The following is a 25148-nucleotide window of genomic DNA, read 5'->3' as shown; positions in this document are numbered from 1 at the left end:
CAACTGAATAAAAACCGATCGTAGCCAGCTCGATTAATTTGCTGACGTTCACTCTTCCCTCGGAGATCTTAATTCCAGACCAACGTCGGGACCACCACAATGTCCGTTTTTCCTATTCGTTTTCTCATGCTCACTGTGATCGCATTTCACAGCGACTGCTTTGCTGCGGGCGAGCATGAGCAGCAACTCAGTCTACTCATCAGACAGTTAGATACTCTCGACACGTTGGTACTACGGACCTCACGTGACGAAGCACCAGAGTCAAATACACGTTACCGCTTTGACTATCCTCGCCTAACTCAAGACATCCAGCGCATCCGCCAGGGTGTGCAGGACTATCTCTCCCCCTCTCGCGCTCAACCCCGCGACTCCACTGAGTTGGTTGGAGAATACCGTCTCGACACACCATCCGCAGAGTCCTCGCCATGAGCATGACTGACGCTCAGACCGCGGCCTTCCAAAACGCCTCCGGCTTTTCGGCGCAGAGCAGCTCAACACTGTGGATGTCCCTGGTTCTCGTCCTGGCTTTGCTGTGGTGTGCCTGGGTGATGTGGACGGCTTACCGGGGCTGGGCGACAGGAAGCGTGCGCTTTGGAGCCTTTGGCGGCAGCGCTGCGCGTGTACTGCTCACCTTGCTGATTTTGATGTTCTTCACCCTGTCCTAACACCGGAGATCGCCATCATGCTCAAGTGCCTTGTCCCCCTTAAAAACAACCTGCGTGATCGCGCAAGCCAACGCTTGATCGGTCTTCTGCTTGTGCTTGGTCCAGGCCTAGCTTTTGCCGAGCTACCGACCATGGAAGCTCCTTCACGTGGTGAAGGGTCCGGATTGATCGAGACGATCAAAAACTACGCCTACGACGGCGGCATTCTGCTCGGTCTACTGATTGCCCTGCTCGCTTTTCTCGGCGTGGCCTGGCATTCCCTGACCGTATTCGCCGATGTCCAAAACCAACGCAAGACCTGGAAAGACCTCGGCGCGGTAGTGGGTATCGGCGCCCTGTTGGTGGTGATCATCATCTGGTTCCTCACCAAGGCTGCCGCGATTCTGTGAGGTTGGCATGAACGACACTATCGAACGCCTTGCCGACGGCACTTTGGTCTTTCTGCCGGAGCGACTCAATCGTGATCCCGCCGTATTGCGTGGTTTGACCAATAATGAGATGTGGGTAGCGCTCGGTCTCGGCGCACTCGTCGGCCTGCTGCTGGGCGTTCCTCTGGCGATCGCCACCGCTTCCATAGCCGTGGCACCGACCGGCATGATTGCGGGCATGGCGGTGGTGCTATTGGCCGGTGGCACGCTACTGCGTCGGGCCAAACGGGCCCGTCCCGAGACCTGGTTGTACCGCAAGCTCGAATGGGTATTGGCCAGCCGTTGGCGCCTGGGTCGCGGGAGTTTGATCCTTCACTCCGGCGCCTGGACGATCCGTCGCTCGCGTCGGCTGCGCCCTGCTCTGTCCCGGAGGCAGCGATGAGCCGTTTTCGGAACAAGGTGGACGCCCAGCAGGCCCACATCTTCAGCCTGCGTCTGGCGGTAATGATCCTCACCCTAGTCTGTGCCGGACTCTGGTATGGCTGGCGCTCGGCGCCGACCGATCTGACCGTGCATGTACCGCCAGATCTGCGCTCGGGCAGCACGCGCAAGTGGTGGGATATCCCCTCAGAGAATGTCTATGCCTTTGCCCTGTATATCTTTGGCCAGCTCAACCGCTGGCCCTCGGATGGCGAGCAGGACTATCGCCGCGCCATCTATGGCCTGCAGTCCTATCTGACACCCGCCTGCAAGACCTTCCTTGACGGTGACTATGAGTACCGCAAGGCCGCCGGCGAGCTGCGCCAGCGGGTGCGTGGCGTCTACGAGATTCTCGGCCGAGGCTACAGTGAAGATCCGGAACTCAGGGTCAAGCAACTCGATCGCGACAGTTGGCTGGTCAGGCTCGACCTTAATGCCGATGAGTATTACGCCGCCGAGCCGGTGAAACGAGTGGTGGTGCGTTATCCATTGCGCGTGGTGCGATTCGACTTGGACCCCGAACGCAACAAGTGGGGACTGGCACTGGATTGTTATCAGGGCACTCCGCAAAAAATCTCGCTGCCTGGAGGTGAGCCATGATGCGGATGTCTACCCTGGGACTCACCGTCGTACTGATGTTATGCGGTGGTGCAGCGCAGGCCGTCGAGTTGATGCGTTGGGAACGCCTCCCCCTCGCGGTCCCTCTTGTGATTAATCAGGAGCGGGTGGTCTTTATCGACGAGGCTGTTCGAGTTGGTGTGCCCTCAACCCTGACAGGCAAACTGCGTGTGCAATCAACTGGCGGCACGCTGTACCTGCGCGCGTCAGAAGCCATTGCACCGACCCGACTGCAACTGCAATCGGTCAAGACGGGCGAGATTATCCTCTTGGATATCGCGGCCACTCCCGGCGATCACCCGCTGGAGCCCGTACGTATTCTCAAGAATGCTCAGGGGCAAGCTACCGAGGCTGAATCTAGCGCCGTCCCTGCTCCAGAACGCACACCGATCCCGGTCGCTTTGACGCGCTACGCCGCGCAAAGCCTGTACGCGCCGCTGCGCACCGTAGAATCCCTACCCGGCGTAAGCCGCGTCCCGCTCAAGCTGCGCACCGAACTGCCAACCCTGCTGCCGACCGAAAACGTGTCCAGCACACCCATCGCCGTCTGGCGACTCGGTGATTACTGGGTGACGGCGGTGAAGTTGCGCAATCGTGGTTCAAAGACGGTGCAACTCGATCCACGGCGGCTTCAGGCCAAGCTGTTCGCCGCGGCCTTCCAGCATGCTTTCCTCGGGCCTGTCGGCAGCGCTGAAGACACCACGATCGCGTACCTTGTCACCCGCGGTGCCGGCCTCGAACAAGCGGTGCTGCTCGCGCCCGTTGCGCGAGGTGCTGACGATGAAAGCTAACGCCTTGCTCAAATGGCTGGTGCCGGCTGCGCTGCTGGGCGTGGTGCTTATCATCCTGAAAACTTGGGTCCCGAGTGGCAGCACGCCTTCTCCAGACCACCCAGTTGATCAGGGCAATATTCAACTATCCGCCGAGCAAGCCAAGTCGCTCGGCATTGCGGGCGATACCCCACGCGACACGGTCGCCACCCTGGTCGGGCAGGTGAAGGCCATGCGCAGCGACATGCTCGGTTTGAAGAAACACAACGATTCGCTGCAGACGGAAAACAACCGCCTGCGCGAGCGGGAAAACAGCGTCGATTCGCGTATCCAGACGGCGCTTGGCAGCGTGACCCAGCAGGTCGACGAAGGCCGCCGCCAAGCCAACGAGGCCCGGCTCAAAGCGGAACAAGACAGTCGTCAGGCTCGCGGTCTGCTGACGCAATTGCAGGATCAGTTGTCGGGACTGGCTGGCAAAAGCAAGGACATGCCGATCGGATTGGGGCTTGAGCCCGGCGACGGCGCTCAGTTCGAAGGGCGGCATTCTACCAATGATGCGCTGCAGTGGATTGAACCCTCGGATGCTCCGTCCACCGACGCCAGAGGCAAAACCACGACTTCCTCCGCACTGAGCCTGCCTACCGCCTTCAACTCGCTGGAGGGCATGAAAAATAACGCCATTGATCGCAGCCAGAAACAGCTACGTGCAGTTACCAAGGGTGAGCGCGACCTGACGCGATCCGTTGATCGTACCAAAGGCGCGAAGCCGGTCTACACGATCCCCGAAAACGCCACGCTGTTGGGCTCGGTCGCCATGACTGCGCTGATCGGCCGAGTCCCGGTGGACGGCACCGTGAATGACCCCTATCCCTTCAAGGTGCTGGTCGGTCCGGAAAACCTGACCGCCAACGGCATCGACCTACCGGACGTCGCGGGGGCCGTGATGAGCGGCACGGCGTCCGGTGACTGGACCCTGTCCTGCGTACGCGGACAGGTCGAGTCAATTACCTTTGTTTTTACCGATGGCACCATCCGCACGGTGCCGCAGCCGAAGGCGATAGCCAGCCGTAATGCCTCCACCCAGAGCTCGAACACCGACAAGATCCGTGGCGGGCTCGGTTACCTGTCCGATCCGTATGGCATTCCTTGCATCGCTGGCGAGCGCCGCTCGAACGCCCAGCAATACCTCGGCAGCCAGAGCCTGATCACTGCCGCCGGTGCCGGTGTCGCAGTGCTGCTTGGGGATGAGCGGAACAACAGCAGCGTGATCAGTTCGGGCGGCAGTGCCTTCGGGGTCACCAGCAGCAGTGGCAATAGCGCACTGAATTCAATTCTCAGTGGTGGGGTCAGCGACATCCGCGAGTGGGTCAACAAACTGTACGGCGAAGCCTTTGCTGCCGTGTATGTGCCACCGGCCGCACAGGTCGCACTGCACCTCGACCATGAGATCACCATCGACTACGAGCCCATGGGCCGGAGCGTTCGCCATGAAAAAGACCATGCCTCTCTGCCTGACCTGGATTAGCTTGCTCTGCTGGGTCCTGGCGGGGTGTTCCACCGACAAGGAGACGCTTCTGCCCCATGGCGAGCAAACCATGATGGATATCTGGAACGGCGCCGGTTCGAAAGGCACTCAGCAGCAACTGCTGGATGCTCGACAGCAGTTACGCCGCCCGCTGGCTCAGGCAGATGTCTCCGCGGCTCTCCAGGAACCGTACACGCGCACAGCGACGAACGAGATCCACAATTTGTTTCCTCGCCTGCCCAATCCCGATCTGGTGCTGTACGTGTATCCGCATTTAAGTGGCACCGAGCAGGCACCGGTTCCGGGTTACTCCACAGCCTTTCCGTTTTACCAACGCGTGCAGTACGCATTGCCGGGTGAACGTCAGGAAGACTTGTAGTGCGTACCGACGATTCGCGGAACCGTACTCCTGCGTGGAAAGCTTGGCGCAATCCATTGCGCCCTCGTGCCACCTTGGCTGATGAAGCCGCGCTCTATGCGCACAACCCCAGCTTCACCGATTACCTGCCGTGGGTCGAGTACATGGACGCCGAGCAGTGTTTTCTGCTCGACGACAATCGCTCGGTGGGCGCGGTGTTCGAGTTGCTGCCCATCGGCACTGAAGGGCGCGAGCCCGATTGGTTGATGGCGGCCCGCGATGCCCTTGAAGATGCCCTGCAGGATAGCTTTGACGAGCTGGATCAAGCTCCTTGGGTGGCGCAGTTTTTCTGCCAGGACGACAACGACTTCACCCCCTACCTGACCCGGTTCACCGATTATATTCAGGACAAAGCACGAGGCACCGTTTTCACAGAGGCATATTTGGAGGTGAGCCGCCAGCATCTGAAGGCCATTGCCAAGCCTGGCGGTCTGTTTGAGGATAAAGTGGTGACACGTCTGCCGTGGCGTGGCAATAACCGCCGGGTGCGCCTGGTGGTCTATCGCTGGCTTGACTCTGACGCTGAGGAGGCAGGACTCACCCCTGTGCAATCCCTGCAACAGGCTTGCGAACGTATTGCGGGTTCGTTGCAGGCATGCGGTGTGCAATCGACGCGAGTCGATGGGCAAGGTCTGTATGCCTGGTTGTTGCCCTGGTTCAATCCAGCACCCAAGCTCACCGATGAAGCACCCGAGGAGTTCTACCACCGCGTGGCCTATCCGGAGTCGGTCGACGGTGAGTCGCTGGAACTGCCCTTCGATCACGATTTCGCCGAGCGCCTATTTTTCAACGAGCCCCGTTCGGATGTCCAGCGCGGACTCTGGTTCTTCGATGGCCAACCCCATCGGGTCATGGTGGTGGACAAGCTGCGCCGGGCTCCCTTGATTGGTCAACTCACCGGAGAAACCCGCAAGGGCGACGCAGTGAATGCCCTGTTCGACCAGTTACCCGAAGGCACGGTGATGAGTCTGACCTTGGTGGTCAAACCGCAGGATGTACTTGAGGATCAGTTGAATCGCCTGGCGCGCAAAGCGATCGGTGAAAACCTGGCCTCGACCCAAACCCGCCAAGATGTTGAAGAGGCTCGTGCAATCATCGGTCGCCAGCACAAGCTGTACCGAGGAACCCTGGCGTTCTACGTGCGCGGTCACGATAAGCAGCAATTGCACCAACACTCGGTCAGCCTGGCCAACGCGCTGCTGGGTGCGGGGCTGCAACCGGTACGCGAAGGCGATGAAGTCGCCGCCTGCAACAGCTACCTGCGTTGGTTACCGATGGCTTACAACCCGGCTCGCGACACGCGCAACTGGTACACCCGCCTGATGTTTGCCCAGCACCTGGCGAACCTTGTTCCGGTCTGGGGCCGCAGCATGGGAACCGGACACCCCGGCATCACCCTGTTCAATCGTGGTGGCTCGCCGTTGAGCTTTGATCCGTTGTCACGCCTGGACCGGGCCATGAACGGCCATCTGCTGTTGTTTGGCCCCACCGGCGCCGGCAAGTCAGCCACCCTGGTCACCCTGCTAATGCAGGTCATGGCGGTGTACCGCCCTCGCTTATTTATCGTCGAGGCCGGCAATTCGTTTGGTTTGCAGGGTGACTACTTTGCGACACAAGGCCTCTCGGTCAACAAGGTCCAGTTGAAACCTGGCGCTTCGGTCAGTCTCGCCCCCTTTGCTGATGCTTGGCGCCTGGTCGAGCAGCAGGACCAGGTCGCGAGTCTGTCGATCGATGAGCTGGACGATGAGGCGGTAGCAAGTCGCGAAGACCAACGCGATGTTCTTGGCGAATTGGAAATTACCGCTCGACTGATGATCACCGGCGGCGAGGCCAAGGAAGAGGCGCGCCTGAGTCGAGCCGATCGCAGCTTGATCCGCGAATGCATTCTGGATGCGGCGCGTGTGTGTGTCGCCGCGGACCGTCAGGTACTGACCCGCGACGTGCGCGACGCTTTACTGCGCGTAGCCGCCGACACGCACTTGCCGGAGAAGCGTCGCGGGGGTGCCCAGGAAATGGGCGAGTCCATCGACCTGTTTTGCCAGGGTTTCGAGGGTGAACTGTTCGATCGCGAAGGCACACCTTGGCCCGAGAGCGATGTGACCATCGTCGATTTGGCCACCTACGCTCGCGAAGGCTACGAAGCCCAGATGTCCATCAGCTACATCAGCCTGATGAACACCGTGAACAACGTTGCCGAACGCGACCAGTACCTGGGGCGACCGATCATCATGGTCACCGACGAGGGCCATATCATCACCAAAAACCCGCTGCTGGCGCCATTCGTGGTCAAGGGGACGAAGATGTGGCGCAAACTTGGTGCTTGGTTCTGGTTGGCGACGCAGAACCTTGCTGACTTTCCAGCTGCCGCGCAGACCATGCTCAACATGATTGAGTGGTGGATTTGCTTGAACATGCCGCCAGCGGAGATCGAGGAGATCGCGCGTTTCAAGACGCTCACTTCGGCACAGAAAGCCTTGCTGCTCTCCGCCAGTAAGGAGCCGGGAAAATACACTGAGGGGGTTGTGCTATCGAAGAAGCTCGAAACGCTGTTTCGGGCCGTGCCACCTAGCCTCTATCTCGCCCTGGCCATGACGGAGCCCGAAGAAAAAGCAGAGCGATGGAGGCTAATGCAGAGCGAAAAATGCTCTGAACTTGAAGCCGCCTATCAAGTAGCAAAACAGATTGATAGTATAAGAGGCATGTAGCATCCAACACGAAAATCTGGAAAATCCAAAACCATGCAATGGCAAGCCCCCCAGACCCCTATAATGATTGATGTCATCTGTTATGACACACAACACAAAGACCTGTTAACCAACAAACCTTACCCCGCAAACGCTATAATCGAACTTATTAAATCCCCAACAGAAATACATCCAGCAGACCTATTAACCTACATGATGGTTCACCGCAAAGGTTCTGGCCCCGCTGAATACTCTAGCATCCAGAATCTCCGCAACCACATACGAACCATGGCGGAACATTCTCAGCTACTAGTCGATTTTAATGGTGGATCGGTTCGAATACAGCAGACTGTTTCTGATGTGCCAGGAGATATCACAACTCGGCTAGGTGAGGCCGTTGGTCTTTGCATTATTGACAAGTTACACGACCTAACCTTACCAGACTGGACTCCAATTCCGGAACTAAGGGGAAAAGGAAAAAGCAAAAAAACCCTTGACTTTATAACCAACACTGCAAGCTCCAGCACGCAATTCATTCAGATTGAAACAAAAGGGGCGCATGTACCAGACAATAATAAAAAAACGGGCTCTGTTCCGCATCATAAAAAAAGCATCTTAGGAAAGAAACTGGCTCAACGTCCACTTGGAGTCTCCAATACGCTTTACTATGGCGCGATTGGCTCGTTCGACAAGGATACAACCCGGAACGCTAAATGTTGGCTTCTTGACCCCCCTGGCGAGTTTATTGATAGATCACCAGTAGATTATCGAGTCCTCGCGAGGATGACATTTATCGAGAACTGGATCAGACTTATTGCGCCGCAGTCTGCTCTTTCACGAGATTTATACGCACGCCTTCAAAAGCTTAATACCTCAAACGACATTTTCCAATATAACAAACAACACCTTAAACCCAAAAAAACAGAAAACTACGAAAATCCATTTCTTTCCCGCAACACTTTTATTAAAGGAGAAAACACCGGCGGGCTTTCGATTTGGATTGGTAACGGGCAATTAGCATTTGTCGGATTTGAGGCCGAGCTATTTCAGCAAGCAATGACCCAAAATTTTGACGAGCTACTGACCTATCGCAGAGAAGCTAAAACGGAGGTAAAAACCGTAAACTTTTCTCTCCCCCAATACTTTATCACTCGAACGCCTCAATACTCAGGAGAAACAGCTATATCCAAACCAATTGGAGCTCGAAATTTAAAAGAAATCAATGGAAATATCACATTTGAAATGACTGGAACTCTAAACTATAGCCAATGCGGGCTGGTTACTGGCATCCTAGGCTACTCCAACACAAACAGATAGCACACAAACTAAACACACCATTAGCGCATGATTATAAGGTCTAAGTGTTTTTCAATTAGCAACCATGATCCTCCCCTAAACACTGGCAAGTCGTTAGCTCCAGGACTTCCCGACAACAATACGCGTCCACCGGGATGATCATCACCGAACCTTAGCGGCGGTTGGGAAATACTAGGGGAGATCTCAACAGTACAGGGATCTTAAACTTGACGACTTAATTAGCGCCTTGGACGAAGAGGTTCACCAGTGATGATGAACCCTCGTCAATACTTTCGAGATCACCGCAGATCAGTTTCTTGTGGAACCCGATATCCTGCGAAGCGCTGTTCGCGTCAGATCATTGTCTCACGCATCTCAAACCCGATAGATCCACGTTCATAATTTCCACTGACAGTCTTCAGTCTCTGACCGAACCTGCCCAGGCCATATACCGAGAGCCCGGATCATGCCTGTTGCCTGCTCGTCAATCCCGCCCACGAAGCTACGGCCCTTCGCGCTGAGCGTCCTGCTGGCGTGCGGCCCAAGCGTGGCGCTGGACACCGGCAGTATCACGTCCTCCGTGCTTTCGCCAAACTGTCTCGAATACAGGATCGTCGGCATTTGTTTCTGGCTTCTCTGCACACCCTTTGGCTGCAAGGTCAAAACCTCCACCAAGGTTCGTCATTTCACTCCTGAACTGGTGGTCTCAAGCTACACCACCACGGGCAATAACCCATGGACCGAGATGGCCACCCTCTCCTCTCCCATCAGCGGTTCGGAAGGTGGCGGCAACCTGATCACCCCGAACACCCACCGCGACAACCTGACCCGCTTCAAGAACGTTGATGGCATCGGCCACCCCGGCGGGTGGGCAGCCACGCAACTGGCTTCGCAATCCGGCTACGCCTGCGCCAGCGGCGCAACGGCATTCATGCCCTACTACCTGAGCACCCTGGACTCACTTGCCTGGCGCCATGGCATCCCGGAAAGTCTTTACCCCGAGTCGCTCATGCCGGGGATCCGTGAAATCGGACGTCAGGCTTCGGGAAACATGTGGGGCAGCGTTTATCCCCGGCAGGGTTTTTTGGTACAGCCCGACGATTTCAAGGCGGCCGCAGTCATGGCGCAACGGGCCGGCGATGTGATTACCCGCAACTGGCAGCCGCATGTGTACTTGCCCCTCACGCCCGCCAAACGCGACGGCTACTGGCCGCCTAGCCCGATCGTCGAAAACGACGCTTCGACCCACAAATGGCAATTGCTCTACCCCCAGGTTCAGCCCACGTGCGCCATCTTCCCCAGCGATCCAGTACAAAGCACGGATGGCGGCTACGCGTGGTCGCTTTGGCGCCCCTACAGCTGCTGCAAGCGCGAAGGACAGACCTTCCTGTTCAGCATCGACTTCGAAGGAGGTGCTTCATGAGTCGGCTTCTCGCGCGATCATGGTTTGTCTTGGTGAGTCTGTTGCTCTACGGGCTGCTCGCCATTGCCACACATGCATACGCCGCCGAAAGTGATTACCGCCTGGGCACTCAAGGCGAAGTACTCGACGACCGAGTGATGTACACCATCGGTGGCGGCTCGGCAGTCGGCTCACCGAGTTCGCTCTACCGACCCAGTGGTATCGGTGTCGGCGGGTCATGGCGAGCGAACATGATGTGCGGAAACATGAGCCTCACCAACACCCTGCAAAACCAACTGAACGGCGTCACCGAAGGTTTCCAGCAGATCATGGGCAGTATCGTGCAGAACGCGACCCAAGCGGTGATGTCGCTGCCGGCGTTGATCATCCAACGCGCCAATCCCGGCCTCTATGAGTTGTTGAGCAACGGGGTGATGCAGGGCCGTATCGACTTTGACCGTTCCAAACTGACCTGCCAAGCCATGGCCGAAAAAATGGCGGACAAGGTCGGTCAAGCCGGCTGGGGTGCGCTGGCTAAGAACCAGGAGATGCAGGGTAACCTGGAGCAAACTGGCGGTGATGCGGTGGCCGCGGTGAAAAATACCGAGACCCATAACGGCAACAATGGGGTGTCCTGGGTCGGAGGCCAGAAAGCTGGAGGCAGCGGGCAGACGCCCATCCGGGTGACCTCCGACGTGGTGCGTGCAGGCTACAACCTGCTGCACAACCGGACTGTGGAGGACAGTGCCTTAATCAGTAGCAGCGATTGCCTGGGTGGGGCTATTTGTCAGACCTGGGCCTCGCCGCAGGAGGAATCAGAATGGGCTGTTCGGGTGTTGGGCGAGAGCGAAGTCTCGACCTGCGACACCTGCGAAACCCTGCGTGCTACCGCTGGCAGCGGATTGACGCCGCTGATCCAGGAGGCCTACAGCGAACGCCTCAAGTACCTGCAAGGGTTGCTGTCCGGCTCGCTGTCACCTACCCCTGACAATTTGGCTAAAGCCTCGAGCCCAATGCTGCCGGTGACCCGTGGCGTGATCGAAGCCTTGCGCGACGATCCCGACCAGGATCTGCTGGCGCGCCGTCTGGCCAGCGAGACGGCCCTGTCCAGTGTGCTCGACAAGGCACTGCTGCTACTGCGCACCCTGCTGGCAGGCAGTCACGAACCGAACATCGCTTCCGCCGAGCCGGCGCAAATCGCCTTAACGAAAAACATCGACGCCCTGGAGCGCGAAATACGCCTGCTGCAGACCGAACTGCAGGTTCGCCAGATGCTGGCTACCAACACCGCCAGCCTTGTGCTCGATCGGCATGCCGGTGGTGCCGATGCTTCGCGTACAGTCGAGCAAGGCGACCCCGAGCCCGGTCGACTCAATGATGCTGACGCCAGACGAAAGTAAGCCATGAAACGTTCACGGCTATTCACTTTGCTTTCAGGTCTGGGAATTACCGCGGCGATGATCCTGAGCGTCGCACTGGTCGCCTGGATCGGCCTCACTGCACTGGGTAGTTTCGAGGCCTGGCAGCAGGCATTCGCATCCGTAAGACCTTATCTGCGGTGGTGGCGTGCCTTGCTCTACAGCGCCCTCTTTGCGATCTGGTGGGATCTACTTCGACGCTACCGACATCGACCACAGGATCGATTGCGCGTGAAGTGCATCGGAGCATTAGGGCTCGTGCTCGTTACTTGCGTCGAACTCACCCGACTGTGAGGCCACCACCATGCTCATGAGCACCAACAGCTACCTCGAGTTTTACCTCTCTCTGCTGGCCTGGATCATCAATAACGGCCTCTGGAGTGTCCTGTCCGACACCGGGCTATTCGCCGCGCCCTTTGGTGCAATCATCTTGCAGGAATGGTTGTCTGCCCGTCAGCAAGGCGCGGATGAAGGCAACAAGGGACTGCTCTCGGTACCGCGGATCGAGAACCGATTGTGGCTGGCCTACATCGTCGTGTTGTTCGGTTGCGCGCCTGTGTTTCCGTTGAGCCTCTCGTCAATGACGTTCGATGATGCGGCGAGTCAGCGCTGCGGCGTGAGTGTGGCCAAACCAGAAGAAACTGCCTGGGGGACGACCTTCAATACCATTGGCGGACGCTCTGCCAATGCGCCGATCTGGTGGTTCCTGGTACATGCCTTGAGCAAAGGCGTGACTGCGGCGGCCACCGCCTCCATCCCTTGCGCACCGGATATCCGACAGATGCGCATGGAGATCGACAGCTCGCGCATCGACAGTCAGGTCCTGCAGCAGGAAGTTGCCGACTTCACCCGCGACTGCTACGGCTATTCCCGCTCTCGGCTGTTCACCAACCGTCCGCAGTTGGACAAGGCACAAAGTCACGACGCGTCCTGGATCGGCTCAAGCTATTTTCTCGACACTCCGGGCTACTACGACACCGATCGCTCACGTACACCGCGCGTCAAGTGGCCGTATGACGACAACCGCGATGTTTCCTTGCCGCGGTTGGAGAATGGCGCGGGCTACCCCACCTGCAAGCGTTGGTGGAGCGACAGTGGTGTTGGGCTACGCGAGCGCTTGATCGAGCAGGTCGATCCTTCGCTGCTGACTCAGCTGAAAGGTTGGTTGACTGGCCGTTCGAGCAACGAGATCGAAGATGCCACCCTGCGTGAGCTGGTCAGCCCGCGCCAGCAATCGATGTCCATGTCGCCCGGACAGGTGTATCAGGACTACGGCTCTAGCGCTCGTGGAGGTTCGATCAATCAGGGTCTCAATAACCTGGCCACCAATACTGGATTGGCACTGGGTTCCTTCAGTAATTTTCCCGCAATGAATGCGCTACGCGCCGCCCTGCCGATGGTGCAGGCGTTCCTGATCATGGGCGTCATCATCAGCTTGCCGTTGATCCTGCTGGTCAGTACATACCAGCTGAAGACCGTCATGACTGTGACGTTCGCGCTGTTCACCTTACACATGCTGAGCTTCTGGTGGGAACTGGCGCGCTGGGTCGACTCCAGTATGCTCGATACGTTGTACAACCAAGTTTCGGCTTCCAATCAGGTACTGTTGTCGCTGCCCACATCCGGCTTCATGGATGGGACTGTCACCGCGCAGGTGATCGAGTATGTGATGGGGGCGATGTTCATCGTGCTACCGATGCTGTTTCTCGGGGCAATGAGTTGGGCCGGATATAGCGTAGGTTCAGGCGTAGAAGGAATGCTCACCAGGGGAACCCACGCAGCACAGACAGCGAGCTCTAACGGGACCTCTCAGTTGATGAGCGGTGCAAGAATTGTTTCGCGTAAATAGAGCTCAAAATAACCAATAGCCTACTTCAGAGAACCCCATTTATCGTAACGCTCAGGCCGAGACGGTCTATGCATTGGATCGTCGAGATCGTCACTACCTGGAGCGTCTGAACCCTGAAATGGGATAGCTGCTAATACGACAATTGTGCACATCAGCATAAACAACCAGAAGCTGACAAAAAGAAATGCTCCGAACAGAGCGAGCTTGGCAGTCAGAAAACTCCCGCGAACAAGAAATTTACTTGCGGGCACACTTGCGGCCTCCGCACGCTCAACCATGTGGGATTCAAAAGTTTTCAACCTAAGGTAACCACGCTTCACCGACAGACCACAGACATACGCCCAGCGGTGGGCACGTGAATTCTGAACAGGTTGTTGAGTCGGCATGGTCTCGCCCTCTTCTGAGCGTTTTCATGGTTGAGCCTTGAGGAATAGCCTACTACCGAAAACGGCCCATGCCTGACCGTATATCAGTTTCCCCGGTCGAAAAATCCTCATTGGAAGCCAGAAGACAAGTCCCGTGAACCAGCGTCTCTACAGTGATTGACCCAGATAAATCGTACGATTAAATACAAGGTACGGATCGCTGTTATCGACAGCACTCTCCCAGGTAGCCAGAACCTTCAAGGCTACGTCACTTCGATGATGGTTCTTCCCAAGTGCGATTAGCGTTCGGTGGCTCGCACGGTGACCGTTGCCGCGGTGATGAACGCCTACTCCTCATCTAAGTGCCTTCCGAGCTTCGCTCGCCAGGCAAGCTTCTTGTTTTTCTTCAACCCACTGCAGGGAAATCTTTCCCCGCGCGGGACAGGTTTCTTCGAGTTTTCAACGGAGACATACCATGCCCGACTCACTTACACCGGAAATACTGAACACCCTTCGGTTACCCATCGTGTTCACACCTGGCGCGTGGCAACGTGCTGTACTGCTCGAGCAATCCGATCATGCTGAGAAGCTGCAGGTCGATCGGTTGAGCCACGTGTTGCGCGCAGCCTTCGAAGCCCACCTGGCCTATCCACATAAGTCTTACGTGCTGTTCGAGGTAATGCATATTGAACCAGCCGATCACTTAGACCACGACCCGTTGCTGCAATTGAGTCTGAGCTTACTCCAAGAACCGGGTCAACCTGGCGCCTTGCTGATCGCGCTTGCAGGAGAACAGCGCTAAGCGCAATGGGCGGCGCCCACCTCCACATTCGGACGGCATGCAAGACCTGTATCAATCCAACCCATCACCCAACCGGGGAACCCTCCCCCGACGGGCAAGGCGTTCCTCCGTTTTTTCTCTCGAGGAAATTGCCATGCGCGATATCTACCAAGACGTGACAGACAAGATCGTTACTGCTTTAGACCAAGGCGTTGCACCCTGGATCAAACCCTGGTCCTCAAGTGGCTCCGCTCACATGGGTCATCAACCCTACCCCATCAACGCCATCACGCGACGTCCGTATTCGGGCATCAATTTACCGCTGCTCTGGACCGAGGCCAGGTTGCAGGGGTTCACTCAAGATCGTTGGCTGACTTTCAAGCAAGCCAAAAAAGCTGGCGGGCACATTCGTAAAGGTGAGCACAGCACTCTGGCGGTGCTCTACAAGCCGATGGAGCGCGAGGAACAGACCGAGTCAGGCCAACCCGTACTCGATGAAAACGGTCAACCCAAGGTCGCTCACTTCGGCATTCTCAGGACGCATTTTCTGTTCAATATCGAGCAAACAGAGGGGCTCGAAATGCCCAATGACACGTTGCTCGAAACGGAACAGAGTGACCCCTTCCAACCCACTAGCGCCGCAGAAAATCTGCTGCTAAGTTCAGGTGCACGTATCGTTCATCGGCCTGGCGACGAAGCCTTTTATCACCCGATCAGGGATCTCATCCAACTGCCGACAAAAGCACAATTTCACGATGAAAGCGGGTACTACGCCACGGCACTTCATGAGCTGACGCACTGGACAGGGCATCACGCTCGGTTGCAGCGCGAAGGCGTGACGTCAGCCTGTCCGTTCGGCTCGCCAGGCTACGCGTTTGAGGAGTTGATCGCCGAGATGGGCGCTGCTTTTTTATGTGCCTACGCCGGTATACAGGGGGAGCTGCGGCACGAGGGCTACATCGACTCCTGGCTTGGCCTGCTCAAGGCTGACAAACGCGCGATCTTTCGCGCCAGTGGTCAGGCCCGAAGCGCCTCGGAGTTTGTACTCAACCTGGAGCAGCAACTGAAGCAGGTGGTAATGGATGACTCACGATGCATGAACGATGGAGTTTGATCGCTACCTCACCGTTGCAATCGCATCACAGGGCCCAACCCGAGTTGGGCCCTTTTTTCTGCGCCCAGAAAAATCCCCATGCCGCCGGGCTCTGATGCAAAGAATCAGGGGTGGGCACACACCCGCAGCCTGTCATTCCGCATCCAGATTCTGCGCCAGATAATCCACCAGCTCGAGAGGACTTCGGCTATCGATTACCTTGTAGATCAAATCACGCTTACTGCGCGGCAACTTCTTGACCACGCTCTTAGCCGAGGCCCGGACGGCTTCGTCGGTCCCATGGATACGTGCCGCGAGCAGCAGCACGAGCGTGGCGTCAGTGAGGTTCATGGCAAGACCCAAAAAATAGGCACCGCAGTGTACCGACTCTTGTCTTTGCCGTACTAGCCCCAACAAAACGATGCCTAGCAGTATCCATATTCCGATTGCCGCGCAAAGGGACACGCGCCAAAAGGACGGTAAGGGTTGGAAAGGAATGGGGGGGCAAGGGTAAGAGCCCTATCCGAAAAGGCTAAAAGGCCACTGACCCAGCCACTTCCCGGAGGTCACGATGCTCAGCCTGTTTCGCCGCAAAAGGCAGAAGCCCTCTCCGCCACTGACCGTCAACGTCGCCGAAGGTTACCTGCCCATCGAGTCGGCTCACAGCTTGTTAGCTGCGGAGCACCGCCGCCAGTTGCTCGATCGCATATGGCAGTACACCGCCCTCTCCCACGCGCAGTTCATCCAGCTCTATTTAAATCCGATCCATCGCTACGCCGAACAGGTCCAGCAACTCCCGGCCAGCGAGACCCACCACCATGCGTATCTCGGCGGTATGCTCGACCATGGACTGGAACTGGTCGCTTGCAGTTTGAAACTGCGTCAGTCGTATCTGCTTCCCACTGGCGCCGCGCCCGAAGACCAGGCGGCCCAGACCGACGCGTGGTCGGCGGGCATCGCCTATGGCGCGCTGCTGCATGACATCGGGAAGATCGCCGTGGACCTGGTGGTCGAACGCCAGGATGGCCATCTTTGGCATCCTTGGCAGGGTTCCCTGGATCAACCCTACCGTTTTCGCTACCTCAAAGGCCGCGACTATCACCTGCACGGCGCCGCCGCAGGCTTGCTCTACACCCAGATTCTCGACCGCACGATCCTGGACTGGCTCAGTGGCTTTCCGCCGCTATGGGCCAGTCTGCTGTATGTCCTGGCCGGTCAGTACGAACGTGCTGGCGTGCTCGGTGAGTTGGTGATGCAGGCCGACCGTGTCTCCACCGCGCAAAACATCGGTGGCAACCCAAGCAAGGCGCTGCAGGCCCCGATTCATTCGCTGCAACATCACTTGATCAGCGGACTGCGTCATCTGGTTCAGCACGAGCTGAAACTCAACCAGCCAGGTGCCGCGGGATGGCTGACCCAGGACGCACTCTGGCTGGTCAGCAAGACGGTCACGGACAAGCTGCGAGCCTATCTGCTGTCGCAATCGATTGAGGACATTCCCTCATCCAACATCGCTGTGTTCGATGAACTCCAGTCGCATGGATTGGTCGAGTCTACCCCGGAAGGCAAAGCCATCTGGACCGCGCTTGTGACACAGGGGAACTGGCAGCAGAGCTTTACGTTTCTGCGTCTTCAACCGGCGTTGATCTGGGGGAATGAAGACCGTCCCGAAACTTTCAGCGGAACGGTAAGCGCTACACTCGATGACACTCAGCCCAACGCTCCCCTATCACCACTCTCCCCAAAGGCCGTCGATTCAAGATCAGATCAAAGCTCTTCGCTGCCAGATCCCATTGAGATCGAAGATGCCGACTATCTCGGCTCGTTACTGGATATAATCGACTCGGGAGAACCTGAAGTTCGTGAAGTAACGTCAGTAAGCGCTCTCGAAATCTCATATCCGCATTCGGACAACCCAGGCCAGGCTTTCCTAAATTGGGTCAGGGTAAGTATTCAAAGCCACAAGCTAATCATCAATGAAAGCAAGGCCAAAATCCACACGGTGAGTGGCAGCGTATTTTTGGTCACGCCCGGTCTGTTCCAACGTTACGCGCAGGAGTTTCCTGGCGTCTCTCAGAGGACCGATCAAGCGATTGAAGAATGGCGACGGGTGCAAAAACAATTCGAGAAGCTGAAGGTCCACAAGAAGCGAGACAACGGTCTGAATATCTGGGCATGCCAAGTGCAAGGCCCGAGGAAGAAAACCATCTTGAAGGGGTATCTGATCATGGACCAAAAATTAATTTTTGAATCGATACTCCCCGATAATCCTTTTCTTAAAATTGTTGAACATTAAATTTCCGTGGTGCGGCGGGTAATGCTTCCAATCGCCATATTCAGACCTTCATCATTGTGCATTATCGCAGGCAACGGACTGGCTCCGCGCGGACCGGTATCGTAGGATAAATGCCTCGACACGAGGAGAGTCATGGATGAGCGCTACCAACCCCCAATCGTTTTCCCTGGCGTTGCGCTCTTATTCAGGTGAGGTTGAGCTTCACGAACATGACTTTTATCAAATAGTCCTTTCTCAGTCCGGCTCAATGGAAATTGAGGTCGACGGACGAGGTGGCAAGGTCGATTCGAGCCAGGGGGTTGTGATTTGCGCGGGTTCCCGGCATACGTTTCTGGCCAACACCCATAACAATTTTCTGGTGTTGGATGTATCGACCGACCGTGACGAAGCGCATACAAGTAGTGCTGCATCACTTGCCCCCCTCAACGCCAAGCGCTTTTTTGCGGTCAGGCCCGATATACGGCATTTACTCGATTACGCCAGCAGCAATGGGGCACGGTTGATCGGCTCTCTCACGATGGCCGAGTCCTGGAGCCGGTTGCTGTTGTGTTCGTTATTGCAGCCCGAGGTTGCGCGCAGCGACCCCGGCCAGTTCATTCTCGCTCGCGCGCTGGCCTACATCGAGCAGCACCTGGCCACCGCCCTGACGGTGCATGATATTGCGCGTTATGCGGGCACCAGCGAGCGGCGCTTGTATACCCTATTCGGGCAGCACCTGAACACAACCCCGTTCTCGCATATCGCGAACCTGCGCCTGAATCTGGCCATTGATCTGCTGCGCCAAACGTCGTTGTCGATCATTGATATTGCGCATCGCACCGGTTACGCCGACCAAAGTGCGTTAACCCATGCCCTGAAGAAAGCCCGCCACCTGACGCCGGCCGGTGTGCGTAAACAAGTGCCAGGCCACTGAAAAATAGCAGTCCCGAACAATTCTTTGGCGGGACTGATCAATACTCGCTCTCTCGACCTTTCTATTGTTCCCGCTTGAGGATAATCCGCAGACGGGGCTTGCATGAGCACTTCCAACCCATCCATCACCCTTGCCAAGGGCGCCGCCAGTGCAACGCTGATCGGGGTGATTGCCGTGTTTTTGTGGGCGTGCCTGGCGCTTCTGACCACCTTGACCGCCGGGATCCCGGCCTTCCAGTTGCTGGCTTCGAGCTTCGCGGTCGCGTTCGTGGCCAGCCTGTGCATGCTGGGGCTGCGTGGCGCTGCCGGGTTCAGCAGCTGGCGACAGCCCTGGCCTGTATGGGCAACGGGGTTTGCCGGCATCTTCGTCTATCACGCGTTGTATTTCTTTGCCCTGAAGGCCGCGCCTGCGGCTGAAGCCAGCCTGATTGCCTACCTGTGGCCACTGCTGATCGTTCTGCTGTCGAGCTTTGCCACCGGCGAGTCGCTGCGCAAGCGCCAGTTGCTGGGCGCGTTGCTCGGCCTGGCGGGGACGGCCTTCATCATGCAACTGCGGGCCCGGAGTGACAGTGCGTCGATGCCGGTTATCGGTTACGCCGCCGCCTTTGCGTGTGCCTGGGTCTGGGCGATCTATTCGGTGTTCAACCGGCGGTTCAGCCATGTTCCGAGCAGCATCATCGGGGGTATTTGCGGGCTGGTGGCCGTGGCCGGAGGGCTATGCCATCTGGCGTTCGAAACCACGGTGCGGCCTGAGCCGGGCCAGTGGGCCGCAATCATCGCCCTGGGGCTGGGCCCGGTGGGCCTGGCTTTTTTCGCCTGGGACCACGCGACCAAGCACGGAAACCTATCGATGCTGGGCGCCCTGTCTTACCTGGCGCCGCTGTTCTCCACGCTGCTGCTGATTGCCGTGGGGCAAAGCGATGCCAAGCCGATCCTGATGATTCCCGCGGTGTTGATCATTACGGGGGCGGTCATCGCCACTTCACGCTCACGCACGACCTCACGGTGATTTCGACGGGTAAGGAGACAGGGAAATGAACTTGATAGCTTCGCAGGGCGTGTTCGCAGGCTCACGACTCGTCGGCCATTCGAGCGATGACGCCAAAGTGATCGCCACACTGATGAATGCACGTGGCCTCATGGAACTCATATTTCTCTCTATCGGGCTGCAACTGGGGGTACTACCGCCGAACGTTTACTCGATACTCGTGATATTCGCGCTCTTCACAACAGCGGTCACGGCGCCGCTACTGCGCCGGAGGATACGGCGTGCAGAAGTCGATGTGATGGGATAAATCTCGTAACACATCAAATGTACCAGCTGAGGCGGAGAACACTCGGCGCACCCACTGGATCTCGATGCCAGGACTAAATCTCTACCGCACTGACTCAACGAGCGTTTCAATGCTCCATGCACCATACGCGCTGACGTGGCCAACAATGGTATACACCAAGTGCAACGTAACAGTCCGGCCAAGTCACTATTTAGAAAACCTCCAATGGCGGCTCAGGAGGACCGATAAAATCCAAAAAATACGTCGTTTCTGTCACTGCTAACAATGAAGGCAGGGCGGCCACCTTCAAGCTTTCAAGCGGTAGGAGTTAACCGCTACCGCAGGACCTGAGCATGCCAGTGGCGGAAAAGTCGTTCCTATTTAACAACTCGCCAGTCAAAGCGGCTTTACCCTGCAGAAGGTTAGCGGTGCTATAGCGGATATCCATTGCCTCCAACCTAATGCCTTAAAATATCCGACGGATGTCAGGGGGGTAGTTAATGCTGACCTTCTGCTTCCCTTACTCTATCTGGCTCTATAGTTAGCGGGCCGTAAGCTGCCCCTGCTGCAATGCAATGTTCAGGGCCAGCACGTTGACCACCGGCGGGCCCACCAACGAAGTTTCAGTATTAGCTGAAACTAAGTCTTTCAGGCTTTGCACGGATACCTGCCGCGCAGCAGCTACCCGCGCCAGTTGATAGGCAATCGCCTGTGGTGGCAAGTGTGGATCAAGACCGCTGCCGGAGGTAGTCAGCATTGCTATCGGTACCGGCCCCTGACCGGGTACCAGCAGCTTGTTGGCGTCGTCGAATACGCGGGTAGCCAAGGCAGGGTTGCTTGGGCTGAGGTTGCTGGCGCTGCTGGAAACCGTCGCAAACGCACCGGCAGATGGCCGTGGGTGGAACCAGCCGTCACCGGTGAAATCCTGGGCGATCAGGCTCGAACCGCGAACCTTGCCGCTGGCATCGTGTACCAGGCTGCCGTTGGCCTGGTCAGGGAACGCGACTTGCGCCACGCCAGTGACAACCAGGGGATAGGCCACGCCGGTGATCAGGGTCATCAACACCAGCAGGCTCAGGGCCGGGCGGATTATGTTGGACATTTCAAATTCCTCGATTCGGTTATTGCAACCTGCAGGCACCGGTTTGCCGGCGCCTGCAGGCATCGGGTCAAACCAGGTGCAGCGCGGTCAACAGCATGTCGATCGCCTTGATGCCCACGAACGGCACCAGAATCCCGCCCAGGCCGTAGATCAGCAGGTTGCGACGCAGCAACGCCGCCGCACTCGCCGCCTGTACGCGCACACCGCGCAGTGCCAACGGGATCAGCACCACGATGATCAGGGCGTTGAACACGATGGCCGAGAGGATCGCGCTCTGCGGGCTTTGCAGGTGCATCACGTTGAGCACACCCAGTTGCGGGTAGATCGAAGCGAACAGCGCCGGCAGGATCGCGAAGTACTTGGCCACGTCGTTGGCGATAGAGAACGTCGTCAGTGCGCCACGGGTCACCAGCAATTCCTTGCCGATCTGCACCACGTCCAGCAGCTTGGTCGGGTCGCTGTCGAGGTCGACCATGTTGGCCGCTTCACGGGCAGCTTGAGTGCCGTCGTTCATTGCCATGCCGACGTCAGCCTGGGCCAGCGCCGGGGCGTCGTTGGCACCGTCGCCGCACATCGCAACCAGGCGGCCGTCGTTCTGTTCGTGACGAATGCGCGCCAGCTTTTTTTCCGGCGTGGCTTCGGCGAGCACGTCATCCACGCCGGCTTCAGCGGCAATCGCGGCGGCGGTCAGCGGGTTATCGCCGGTCACCATCACGGTACGAATCCCCAGCTTGCGCAACTCGGCGAAACGCTCACGAATGCCAGGCTTGACCACGTCCTTGAGGTGAATCGCGCCGAGCAATTTGCCGTCGGCACACACCAGCAACGGCGTGCCGCCGCTCTGGGCGATTTTGTCGATTTCCCGGGAGAGCGCCGGTTGCAGGTCGCGGCGTTGCAGGCCGATAAAGGCCAGCAGCGAATCCACGGCACCTTTACGGAACACACGGCCCTGGTAGTCGACGCCGGACAGGCGGGTTTCCGCGCTGAACGGGACGCTGGTCAGTTCATCGGTCGACGGCTCGGCTTGCGGGTGCTGGCCACGCAGGTATTCGACGATGGATTTACCTTCGGCCGTGTCGTCCGCCAGCGATGCCAGCAGCGCGCCTTCGGCCAGTTCCTTGCCGCTGACACCGGGCGCGGCGATCACGTTGGTGCAGCGACGGTTACCGAAGGTGATGGTGCCGGTCTTGTCCAGCAACAGCACGTGCACATCCCCCGCCGCTTCCACCGCGCGACCGGATTTGGCGATCACGTTGAGACGCACCAGGCGGTCCATACCGGCAATACCGATGGCCGACAACAGGCCGCCGATGGTGGTCGGAATCAGTGTGACCAACAGCGCCACGAGGAACACCAGCGGCAAGTTGCCATTGGCGAAGTGGGCGAACGGCTGCAGAGTCACCACCACCAGCAGGAAGATCAGCGTCAGGCCGATCAGCAGGATATCCAGCGCGACTTCGTTGGGGGTTTTCTGGCGTTTGGCGCCTTCCACCAGGGCGATCATGCGGTCCAGGGTCGACTCGCCCGGGTTGGCGGTGATGCGGATCATCAACCAGTCCGAAACCAGGCGGGTGTTGCCGGTGACGGCCGAGCGGTCGCCGCCGGACTCACGGATAACCGGAGCGGACTCGCCGGTGATCGCCGCTTCATTGACCGCAGCAATCCCTTCGATGACTTCGCCGTCACCCGGGATCATTTCCCCGGCGACCACACGCACCACATCACCTTTGCGCAGGCTGGTGGCCGGTACGACTTTGAAGCTGCCGTCGGTTTCCTTGCGTCGGGCGCTGAGGCCCTCGCTGCCTGCCTTGAGGCTGTCGGCACGGGCCTTGCCGCGACCTTCAGCCAAGGCTTCGGCGAAGTTGGCGAACAGCACGGTGAACCACAGCCATACAGCGATTTGCACGGCGACGTAGGTCGGTACGGCAACATCCGGCACGAAGCACAGGATGGTGGTGAGGATCGCGGTCAGCTCCACTACCAGCATCACCGGCGAGCGTTGCAGCTGGCGCGGGTCGAGCTTGACGAAGGCCTGGACCAGCGCCGGGCGCCACAGGGCCGACATTGCGGTCTTGGCCGGCTCCTGGGTTTTGACGGGAGCCGCGTTTTTTGCAGGCATATTCATTTTCATATCCCCTTAGAAGCCCATGCTCAGATGTTCAGCGATAGGCCCAAGTGCCAGCGTCGGCAGGAAGGTCAGGCCGCCCACCAGCAAAATGGTCACGGTCAGCAAAACGACGAATAGAGGACCGTGGGTAGGAAAAGAGTTATGACTGAGTGGAGCAGTTTTTTTCATCGCCAAACTACCGGCCAGGGCCAGGACCGGGAGGATGTAGCCTAAGCGGCCAATCAACATGGCCAACCCCAGCATTAGGTTATGGAAGGTTGTGTTTGCGCCGAACCCGCCAAATGCAGAACCATTGTTGGCAGTCGCCGAGGTATAGGCGTACAGAAGCTGACTGAAGCCATGTGGCCCCGGATTACTGACAGCTCCGGCCGGTCCAGGCAAGGCGGAAGCGATGGCGGCCAGTACCAGTACCCCAACGGGCATTACAAGCAAGGTCGCCACGAGCAATTTTACTTCATGAGCCTGTAGCTTCTTGCCTAAATACTCCGGCGTGCGTCCGATCATTAGGCCAGACAGAAATACTGCAATCAGCACGTAAAGCAGCATGCCATAAAGTCCGGCACCGACGCCTCCAAATACCACCTCACTGAGCATCATGTTGGCCAATTCCACCATCCCACTGAGTGGATTCATACTATCGTGCATGGCGTTGACCGAACCATTGGAAGCAGCGGTTGTGGCCACGGCCCAAAGCACACTGGCAGTGGTACCGAACCTGGTTTCCTTCCCCTCCATTGGAGCTGACTGCTCAACCATCGGTGAGTTGAAGGCCGGATTTGGTTGATACTCGGCGACCAGTGAAACCGCCCCACCTATCAATAACAGCGACAGCATGCAGGCAATAATCGCGCGACTTTGGCGCATATCTTTAACGTAATGCCCGAACGTAAATACAAGGGCAGCAGGAATTAAAAGAATCGACACCATCTCGAACAAGTTACTTAACGCCGTAGGATTTTCGAAGGGATGCGCTGAATTGACACCGAAGAAACCGCCACCATTGGTACCCAGCTGCTTGATTGCGATTTGGCTGGCCGCTGGGCCCAGCGGAATCACTTGATCAGTGCCTTGTAAAGTTAATGCGTCGATATAATGATAAAAAGTTTGAGGCACACCTTGCCACACCAAAAATAGCGCGAGCAGGAAACTAAGCGGCAGTAGTCCATAAAGCGTTGCACGGGTCATGTCGACCCAGAAGTTGCCGATGACATTCAGCGATCGGCGTCCGATCCCCCGGGACAAAGCGACCAGCACAGCGAGACCGGTTGCGGCGCTCACGAAGTTCTGCACTGCCAGGCCGACCATCTGACTGAGGTATGACAGTGAAGCTTCACCGCTGTAGGCTTGCCAGTTAGTATTAGCAACGAAACTCACGGCGGTATTGAATGCCAGTGACCACTCCATACCTGGGAAGTTTTGGCCATTGAGCGGCAGGTACCCCTGCAGCATTAGCATCAGCCACAACAGCAAGAATCCGGCCAAATTGAATGCAAGGAGTGCCAGGGTGTACTTCTGCCAGCTCTGTTCAACCTTTTCATCAACGCCCGAAAGTCGGTAGCACATCCGCTCCACTGGATGCAAAAAGGGACTTAGGAAGGTACGTTGCCCTTCCATAACCTTGTAATAAAAACGCCCCAAAAAAGGGGCTGGAACAAGCACTAATGCTAGGAATGCAAAGATCAATGCATAGTCATAACCTTCCAT

Annotated in this window: 25 protein-coding genes; 20 read left to right on the top strand and 5 right to left on the bottom strand. The window is 57.6% G+C overall.

All coding sequences use genetic code 11. The annotated features are described in order from the left end of the window. Positions 1 to 99: 99 nt before the first annotated feature. The 14 genes from QMX91_RS02265 (at position 100) to QMX91_RS02200 (ending at position 13493) form a co-directional block, all read left to right on the top strand. Entirely contained in the window at positions 100 to 429 is a 330-nt protein-coding gene (locus tag QMX91_RS02265; RefSeq protein WP_221734127.1) for an RAQPRD family integrative conjugative element protein, read from the top strand. Beyond that, positions 426 to 665, top strand: a complete 240-nt coding sequence (locus QMX91_RS02260) for a TIGR03758 family integrating conjugative element protein (protein WP_221734128.1) — start codon at positions 426 to 428, stop codon at positions 663 to 665. Before QMX91_RS02265 ends, QMX91_RS02260 begins: the two co-directional genes overlap by 4 nt. Before the next feature lie 17 nt (positions 666 to 682). Continuing rightward, complete coding sequence (locus QMX91_RS02255; protein ID WP_058426013.1) at positions 683 to 1054, top strand: TIGR03745 family integrating conjugative element membrane protein; 372 nt, start codon at positions 683 to 685, stop codon at positions 1052 to 1054. 7 nt (positions 1055 to 1061) lie between these two features. Beyond that, entirely contained in the window at positions 1062 to 1475 is a 414-nt protein-coding gene (locus QMX91_RS02250) for a TIGR03750 family conjugal transfer protein (RefSeq protein WP_221734129.1), read from the top strand. Then, positions 1472 to 2113: a PFL_4703 family integrating conjugative element protein gene (locus QMX91_RS02245; RefSeq protein WP_221734130.1), complete on the top strand. Its 642-nt coding sequence runs from the start codon at positions 1472 to 1474 to the stop codon at positions 2111 to 2113. The genes QMX91_RS02250 and QMX91_RS02245 overlap by 4 nt, the downstream gene beginning before the upstream one ends. Next, positions 2110 to 2922: a TIGR03749 family integrating conjugative element protein gene (locus QMX91_RS02240; protein ID WP_221734131.1), complete on the top strand. Its 813-nt coding sequence runs from the start codon at positions 2110 to 2112 to the stop codon at positions 2920 to 2922. The genes QMX91_RS02245 and QMX91_RS02240 overlap by 4 nt, the downstream gene beginning before the upstream one ends. After that, positions 2912 to 4426 carry a TIGR03752 family integrating conjugative element protein gene (locus QMX91_RS02235; protein ID WP_221734132.1) on the top strand — a complete coding sequence of 505 codons (1515 nt, stop codon included), beginning with the start codon at positions 2912 to 2914 and terminating at the stop codon, positions 4424 to 4426. Before QMX91_RS02240 ends, QMX91_RS02235 begins: the two co-directional genes overlap by 11 nt. Next, a complete protein-coding gene (locus QMX91_RS02230) occupies positions 4389 to 4805 on the top strand; it encodes a TIGR03751 family conjugal transfer lipoprotein (RefSeq protein ID WP_221734133.1) in 417 nt (138 codons plus the stop codon). The genes QMX91_RS02235 and QMX91_RS02230 overlap by 38 nt, the downstream gene beginning before the upstream one ends. After that, on the top strand, positions 4805 to 7549 hold the full coding sequence (locus QMX91_RS02225; RefSeq protein ID WP_221734134.1) for a conjugative transfer ATPase: 2745 nt from the start codon (positions 4805 to 4807) through the stop codon (positions 7547 to 7549). The genes QMX91_RS02230 and QMX91_RS02225 overlap by 1 nt, the downstream gene beginning before the upstream one ends. Positions 7550 to 7582: 33 nt before the next feature. Then, a complete protein-coding gene (locus QMX91_RS02220) occupies positions 7583 to 8845 on the top strand; it encodes a hypothetical protein (protein ID WP_221734135.1) in 1263 nt (420 codons plus the stop codon). Between the two features lie 445 nt (positions 8846 to 9290). Continuing rightward, positions 9291 to 10247: a TIGR03756 family integrating conjugative element protein gene (locus QMX91_RS02215; protein ID WP_221734004.1), complete on the top strand. Its 957-nt coding sequence runs from the start codon at positions 9291 to 9293 to the stop codon at positions 10245 to 10247. Next, positions 10244 to 11626, top strand: a complete 1383-nt coding sequence (locus QMX91_RS02210) for an integrating conjugative element protein (protein WP_221734003.1) — start codon at positions 10244 to 10246, stop codon at positions 11624 to 11626. Before QMX91_RS02215 ends, QMX91_RS02210 begins: the two co-directional genes overlap by 4 nt. Before the next feature lie 3 nt (positions 11627 to 11629). Further along, positions 11630 to 11938: a hypothetical protein gene (locus QMX91_RS02205; RefSeq protein WP_073162538.1), complete on the top strand. Its 309-nt coding sequence runs from the start codon at positions 11630 to 11632 to the stop codon at positions 11936 to 11938. A gap of 10 nt (positions 11939 to 11948) precedes the next feature. Then, positions 11949 to 13493, top strand: a complete 1545-nt coding sequence (locus tag QMX91_RS02200) for a conjugal transfer protein TraG N-terminal domain-containing protein (protein ID WP_221734002.1) — start codon at positions 11949 to 11951, stop codon at positions 13491 to 13493. 20 nt (positions 13494 to 13513) lie between these two features. Here QMX91_RS02200 and QMX91_RS02195 read toward each other — a convergent pair whose 3' ends face one another. Then, positions 13514 to 13879: a DUF3742 family protein gene (locus QMX91_RS02195; protein WP_221734001.1), complete on the bottom strand. Its 366-nt coding sequence runs from the start codon at positions 13877 to 13879 to the stop codon at positions 13514 to 13516. 454 nt (positions 13880 to 14333) lie between these two features. Between QMX91_RS02195 and QMX91_RS02190 the strand changes: the two genes are divergently transcribed. Continuing rightward, complete coding sequence (locus QMX91_RS02190; RefSeq protein WP_073162545.1) at positions 14334 to 14660, top strand: hypothetical protein; 327 nt, start codon at positions 14334 to 14336, stop codon at positions 14658 to 14660. A 133-nt stretch (positions 14661 to 14793) separates the two neighbouring features. Further along, positions 14794 to 15753 (top strand): zincin-like metallopeptidase domain-containing protein, encoded by a 960-nt coding sequence (locus tag QMX91_RS02185; protein WP_221734000.1) that lies wholly within the window; start codon positions 14794 to 14796, stop codon positions 15751 to 15753. 132 nt (positions 15754 to 15885) lie between these two features. Here the strand turns inward: QMX91_RS02185 and QMX91_RS02180 are convergent, their stop codons facing one another. After that, positions 15886 to 16083, bottom strand: a complete 198-nt coding sequence (locus tag QMX91_RS02180; RefSeq protein ID WP_154906326.1) for a hypothetical protein — start codon at positions 16081 to 16083, stop codon at positions 15886 to 15888. Between the two features lie 220 nt (positions 16084 to 16303). On the opposite strand from QMX91_RS02180, the gene mobH reads away from it, so the two are divergent. The 4 genes from mobH to QMX91_RS02160 all read left to right on the top strand — a co-directional run bounded on the left by mobH (position 16304) and on the right by QMX91_RS02160 (position 20235). Continuing rightward, positions 16304 to 18028 carry a MobH family relaxase gene (mobH, locus tag QMX91_RS02175; protein ID WP_221733999.1) on the top strand — a complete coding sequence of 575 codons (1725 nt, stop codon included), beginning with the start codon at positions 16304 to 16306 and terminating at the stop codon, positions 18026 to 18028. 136 nt (positions 18029 to 18164) lie between these two features. Continuing rightward, the gene (locus tag QMX91_RS02170; protein WP_221733998.1) at positions 18165 to 18941 is read left to right on the top strand and encodes an AraC family transcriptional regulator; all 777 of its coding nucleotides are present in this window, start codon (positions 18165 to 18167) and stop codon (positions 18939 to 18941) included. A gap of 102 nt (positions 18942 to 19043) precedes the next feature. Then, complete coding sequence (locus QMX91_RS02165) at positions 19044 to 19949, top strand: DMT family transporter (protein WP_221733997.1); 906 nt, start codon at positions 19044 to 19046, stop codon at positions 19947 to 19949. 25 nt (positions 19950 to 19974) lie between these two features. Next, positions 19975 to 20235, top strand: coding sequence for a cation:proton antiporter (locus tag QMX91_RS02160; RefSeq protein ID WP_221733996.1), 261 nt, complete (start codon positions 19975 to 19977; stop codon positions 20233 to 20235). Between the two features lie 520 nt (positions 20236 to 20755). On the opposite strand, the gene kdpC is transcribed toward QMX91_RS02160, so the two are convergent. The 3 genes from kdpC to kdpA form a co-directional block, all read right to left on the bottom strand. Then, complete coding sequence (gene kdpC, locus QMX91_RS02155) at positions 20756 to 21316, bottom strand: potassium-transporting ATPase subunit KdpC (protein ID WP_221733995.1); 561 nt, start codon at positions 21314 to 21316, stop codon at positions 20756 to 20758. A 67-nt stretch (positions 21317 to 21383) separates the two neighbouring features. Continuing rightward, positions 21384 to 23441, bottom strand: coding sequence for a potassium-transporting ATPase subunit KdpB (gene kdpB, locus QMX91_RS02150; protein ID WP_221733994.1), 2058 nt, complete (start codon positions 23439 to 23441; stop codon positions 21384 to 21386). A 12-nt stretch (positions 23442 to 23453) separates the two neighbouring features. Further along, complete coding sequence (kdpA, locus tag QMX91_RS02145) at positions 23454 to 25148, bottom strand: potassium-transporting ATPase subunit KdpA (protein WP_221733993.1); 1695 nt, start codon at positions 25146 to 25148, stop codon at positions 23454 to 23456.

Origin of the sequence: Pseudomonas sp. PS01299, assembly GCF_029960145.1 — a bacterium.
GTDB classification, from domain to species: Bacteria; Pseudomonadota; Gammaproteobacteria; order Pseudomonadales; family Pseudomonadaceae; genus Aquipseudomonas; species Aquipseudomonas putida_A.
This window is presented reverse-complemented; position numbering and strand designations above follow the sequence as displayed.

Bases quoted from the DNA above. Each gene is read 5' to 3' on its own strand.
- QMX91_RS02265 (WP_221734127.1), top strand. From the start codon at position 100: ATGTCCGTTTTTCCTATTCGTTTTCTCATGCTCACTGTGATCGCATTT.
- kdpC (WP_221733995.1), bottom strand. From the start codon at position 21,316: ATGTCCAACATAATCCGCCCGGCCCTGAGCCTGCTGGTGTTGATGACC.
- QMX91_RS02260 (WP_221734128.1), top strand. From the start codon at position 426: ATGAGCATGACTGACGCTCAGACCGCGGCCTTCCAAAACGCCTCCGGC.
- QMX91_RS02215 (WP_221734004.1), top strand. From the start codon at position 9,291: ATGCCTGTTGCCTGCTCGTCAATCCCGCCCACGAAGCTACGGCCCTTC.
- QMX91_RS02230 (WP_221734133.1), top strand. From the start codon at position 4,389: ATGAAAAAGACCATGCCTCTCTGCCTGACCTGGATTAGCTTGCTCTGC.
- QMX91_RS02195 (WP_221734001.1), bottom strand. From the start codon at position 13,879: ATGCCGACTCAACAACCTGTTCAGAATTCACGTGCCCACCGCTGGGCG.
- kdpB (WP_221733994.1), bottom strand. From the start codon at position 23,441: ATGAATATGCCTGCAAAAAACGCGGCTCCCGTCAAAACCCAGGAGCCG.
- QMX91_RS02210 (WP_221734003.1), top strand. From the start codon at position 10,244: ATGAGTCGGCTTCTCGCGCGATCATGGTTTGTCTTGGTGAGTCTGTTG.
- QMX91_RS02190 (WP_073162545.1), top strand. From the start codon at position 14,334: ATGCCCGACTCACTTACACCGGAAATACTGAACACCCTTCGGTTACCC.
- kdpA (WP_221733993.1), bottom strand. From the start codon at position 25,148: ATGGAAGGTTATGACTATGCATTGATCTTTGCATTCCTAGCATTAGTG.
- QMX91_RS02220 (WP_221734135.1), top strand. From the start codon at position 7,583: ATGCAATGGCAAGCCCCCCAGACCCCTATAATGATTGATGTCATCTGT.
- QMX91_RS02240 (WP_221734131.1), top strand. From the start codon at position 2,110: ATGATGCGGATGTCTACCCTGGGACTCACCGTCGTACTGATGTTATGC.
- QMX91_RS02170 (WP_221733998.1), top strand. From the start codon at position 18,165: ATGAGCGCTACCAACCCCCAATCGTTTTCCCTGGCGTTGCGCTCTTAT.
- mobH (WP_221733999.1), top strand. From the start codon at position 16,304: ATGCTCAGCCTGTTTCGCCGCAAAAGGCAGAAGCCCTCTCCGCCACTG.
- QMX91_RS02200 (WP_221734002.1), top strand. From the start codon at position 11,949: ATGCTCATGAGCACCAACAGCTACCTCGAGTTTTACCTCTCTCTGCTG.
- QMX91_RS02205 (WP_073162538.1), top strand. From the start codon at position 11,630: ATGAAACGTTCACGGCTATTCACTTTGCTTTCAGGTCTGGGAATTACC.
- QMX91_RS02180 (WP_154906326.1), bottom strand. From the start codon at position 16,083: ATGAACCTCACTGACGCCACGCTCGTGCTGCTGCTCGCGGCACGTATC.
- QMX91_RS02185 (WP_221734000.1), top strand. From the start codon at position 14,794: ATGCGCGATATCTACCAAGACGTGACAGACAAGATCGTTACTGCTTTA.
- QMX91_RS02250 (WP_221734129.1), top strand. From the start codon at position 1,062: ATGAACGACACTATCGAACGCCTTGCCGACGGCACTTTGGTCTTTCTG.
- QMX91_RS02235 (WP_221734132.1), top strand. From the start codon at position 2,912: ATGAAAGCTAACGCCTTGCTCAAATGGCTGGTGCCGGCTGCGCTGCTG.
- QMX91_RS02160 (WP_221733996.1), top strand. From the start codon at position 19,975: ATGAACTTGATAGCTTCGCAGGGCGTGTTCGCAGGCTCACGACTCGTC.
- QMX91_RS02165 (WP_221733997.1), top strand. From the start codon at position 19,044: ATGAGCACTTCCAACCCATCCATCACCCTTGCCAAGGGCGCCGCCAGT.
- QMX91_RS02245 (WP_221734130.1), top strand. From the start codon at position 1,472: ATGAGCCGTTTTCGGAACAAGGTGGACGCCCAGCAGGCCCACATCTTC.
- QMX91_RS02255 (WP_058426013.1), top strand. From the start codon at position 683: ATGCTCAAGTGCCTTGTCCCCCTTAAAAACAACCTGCGTGATCGCGCA.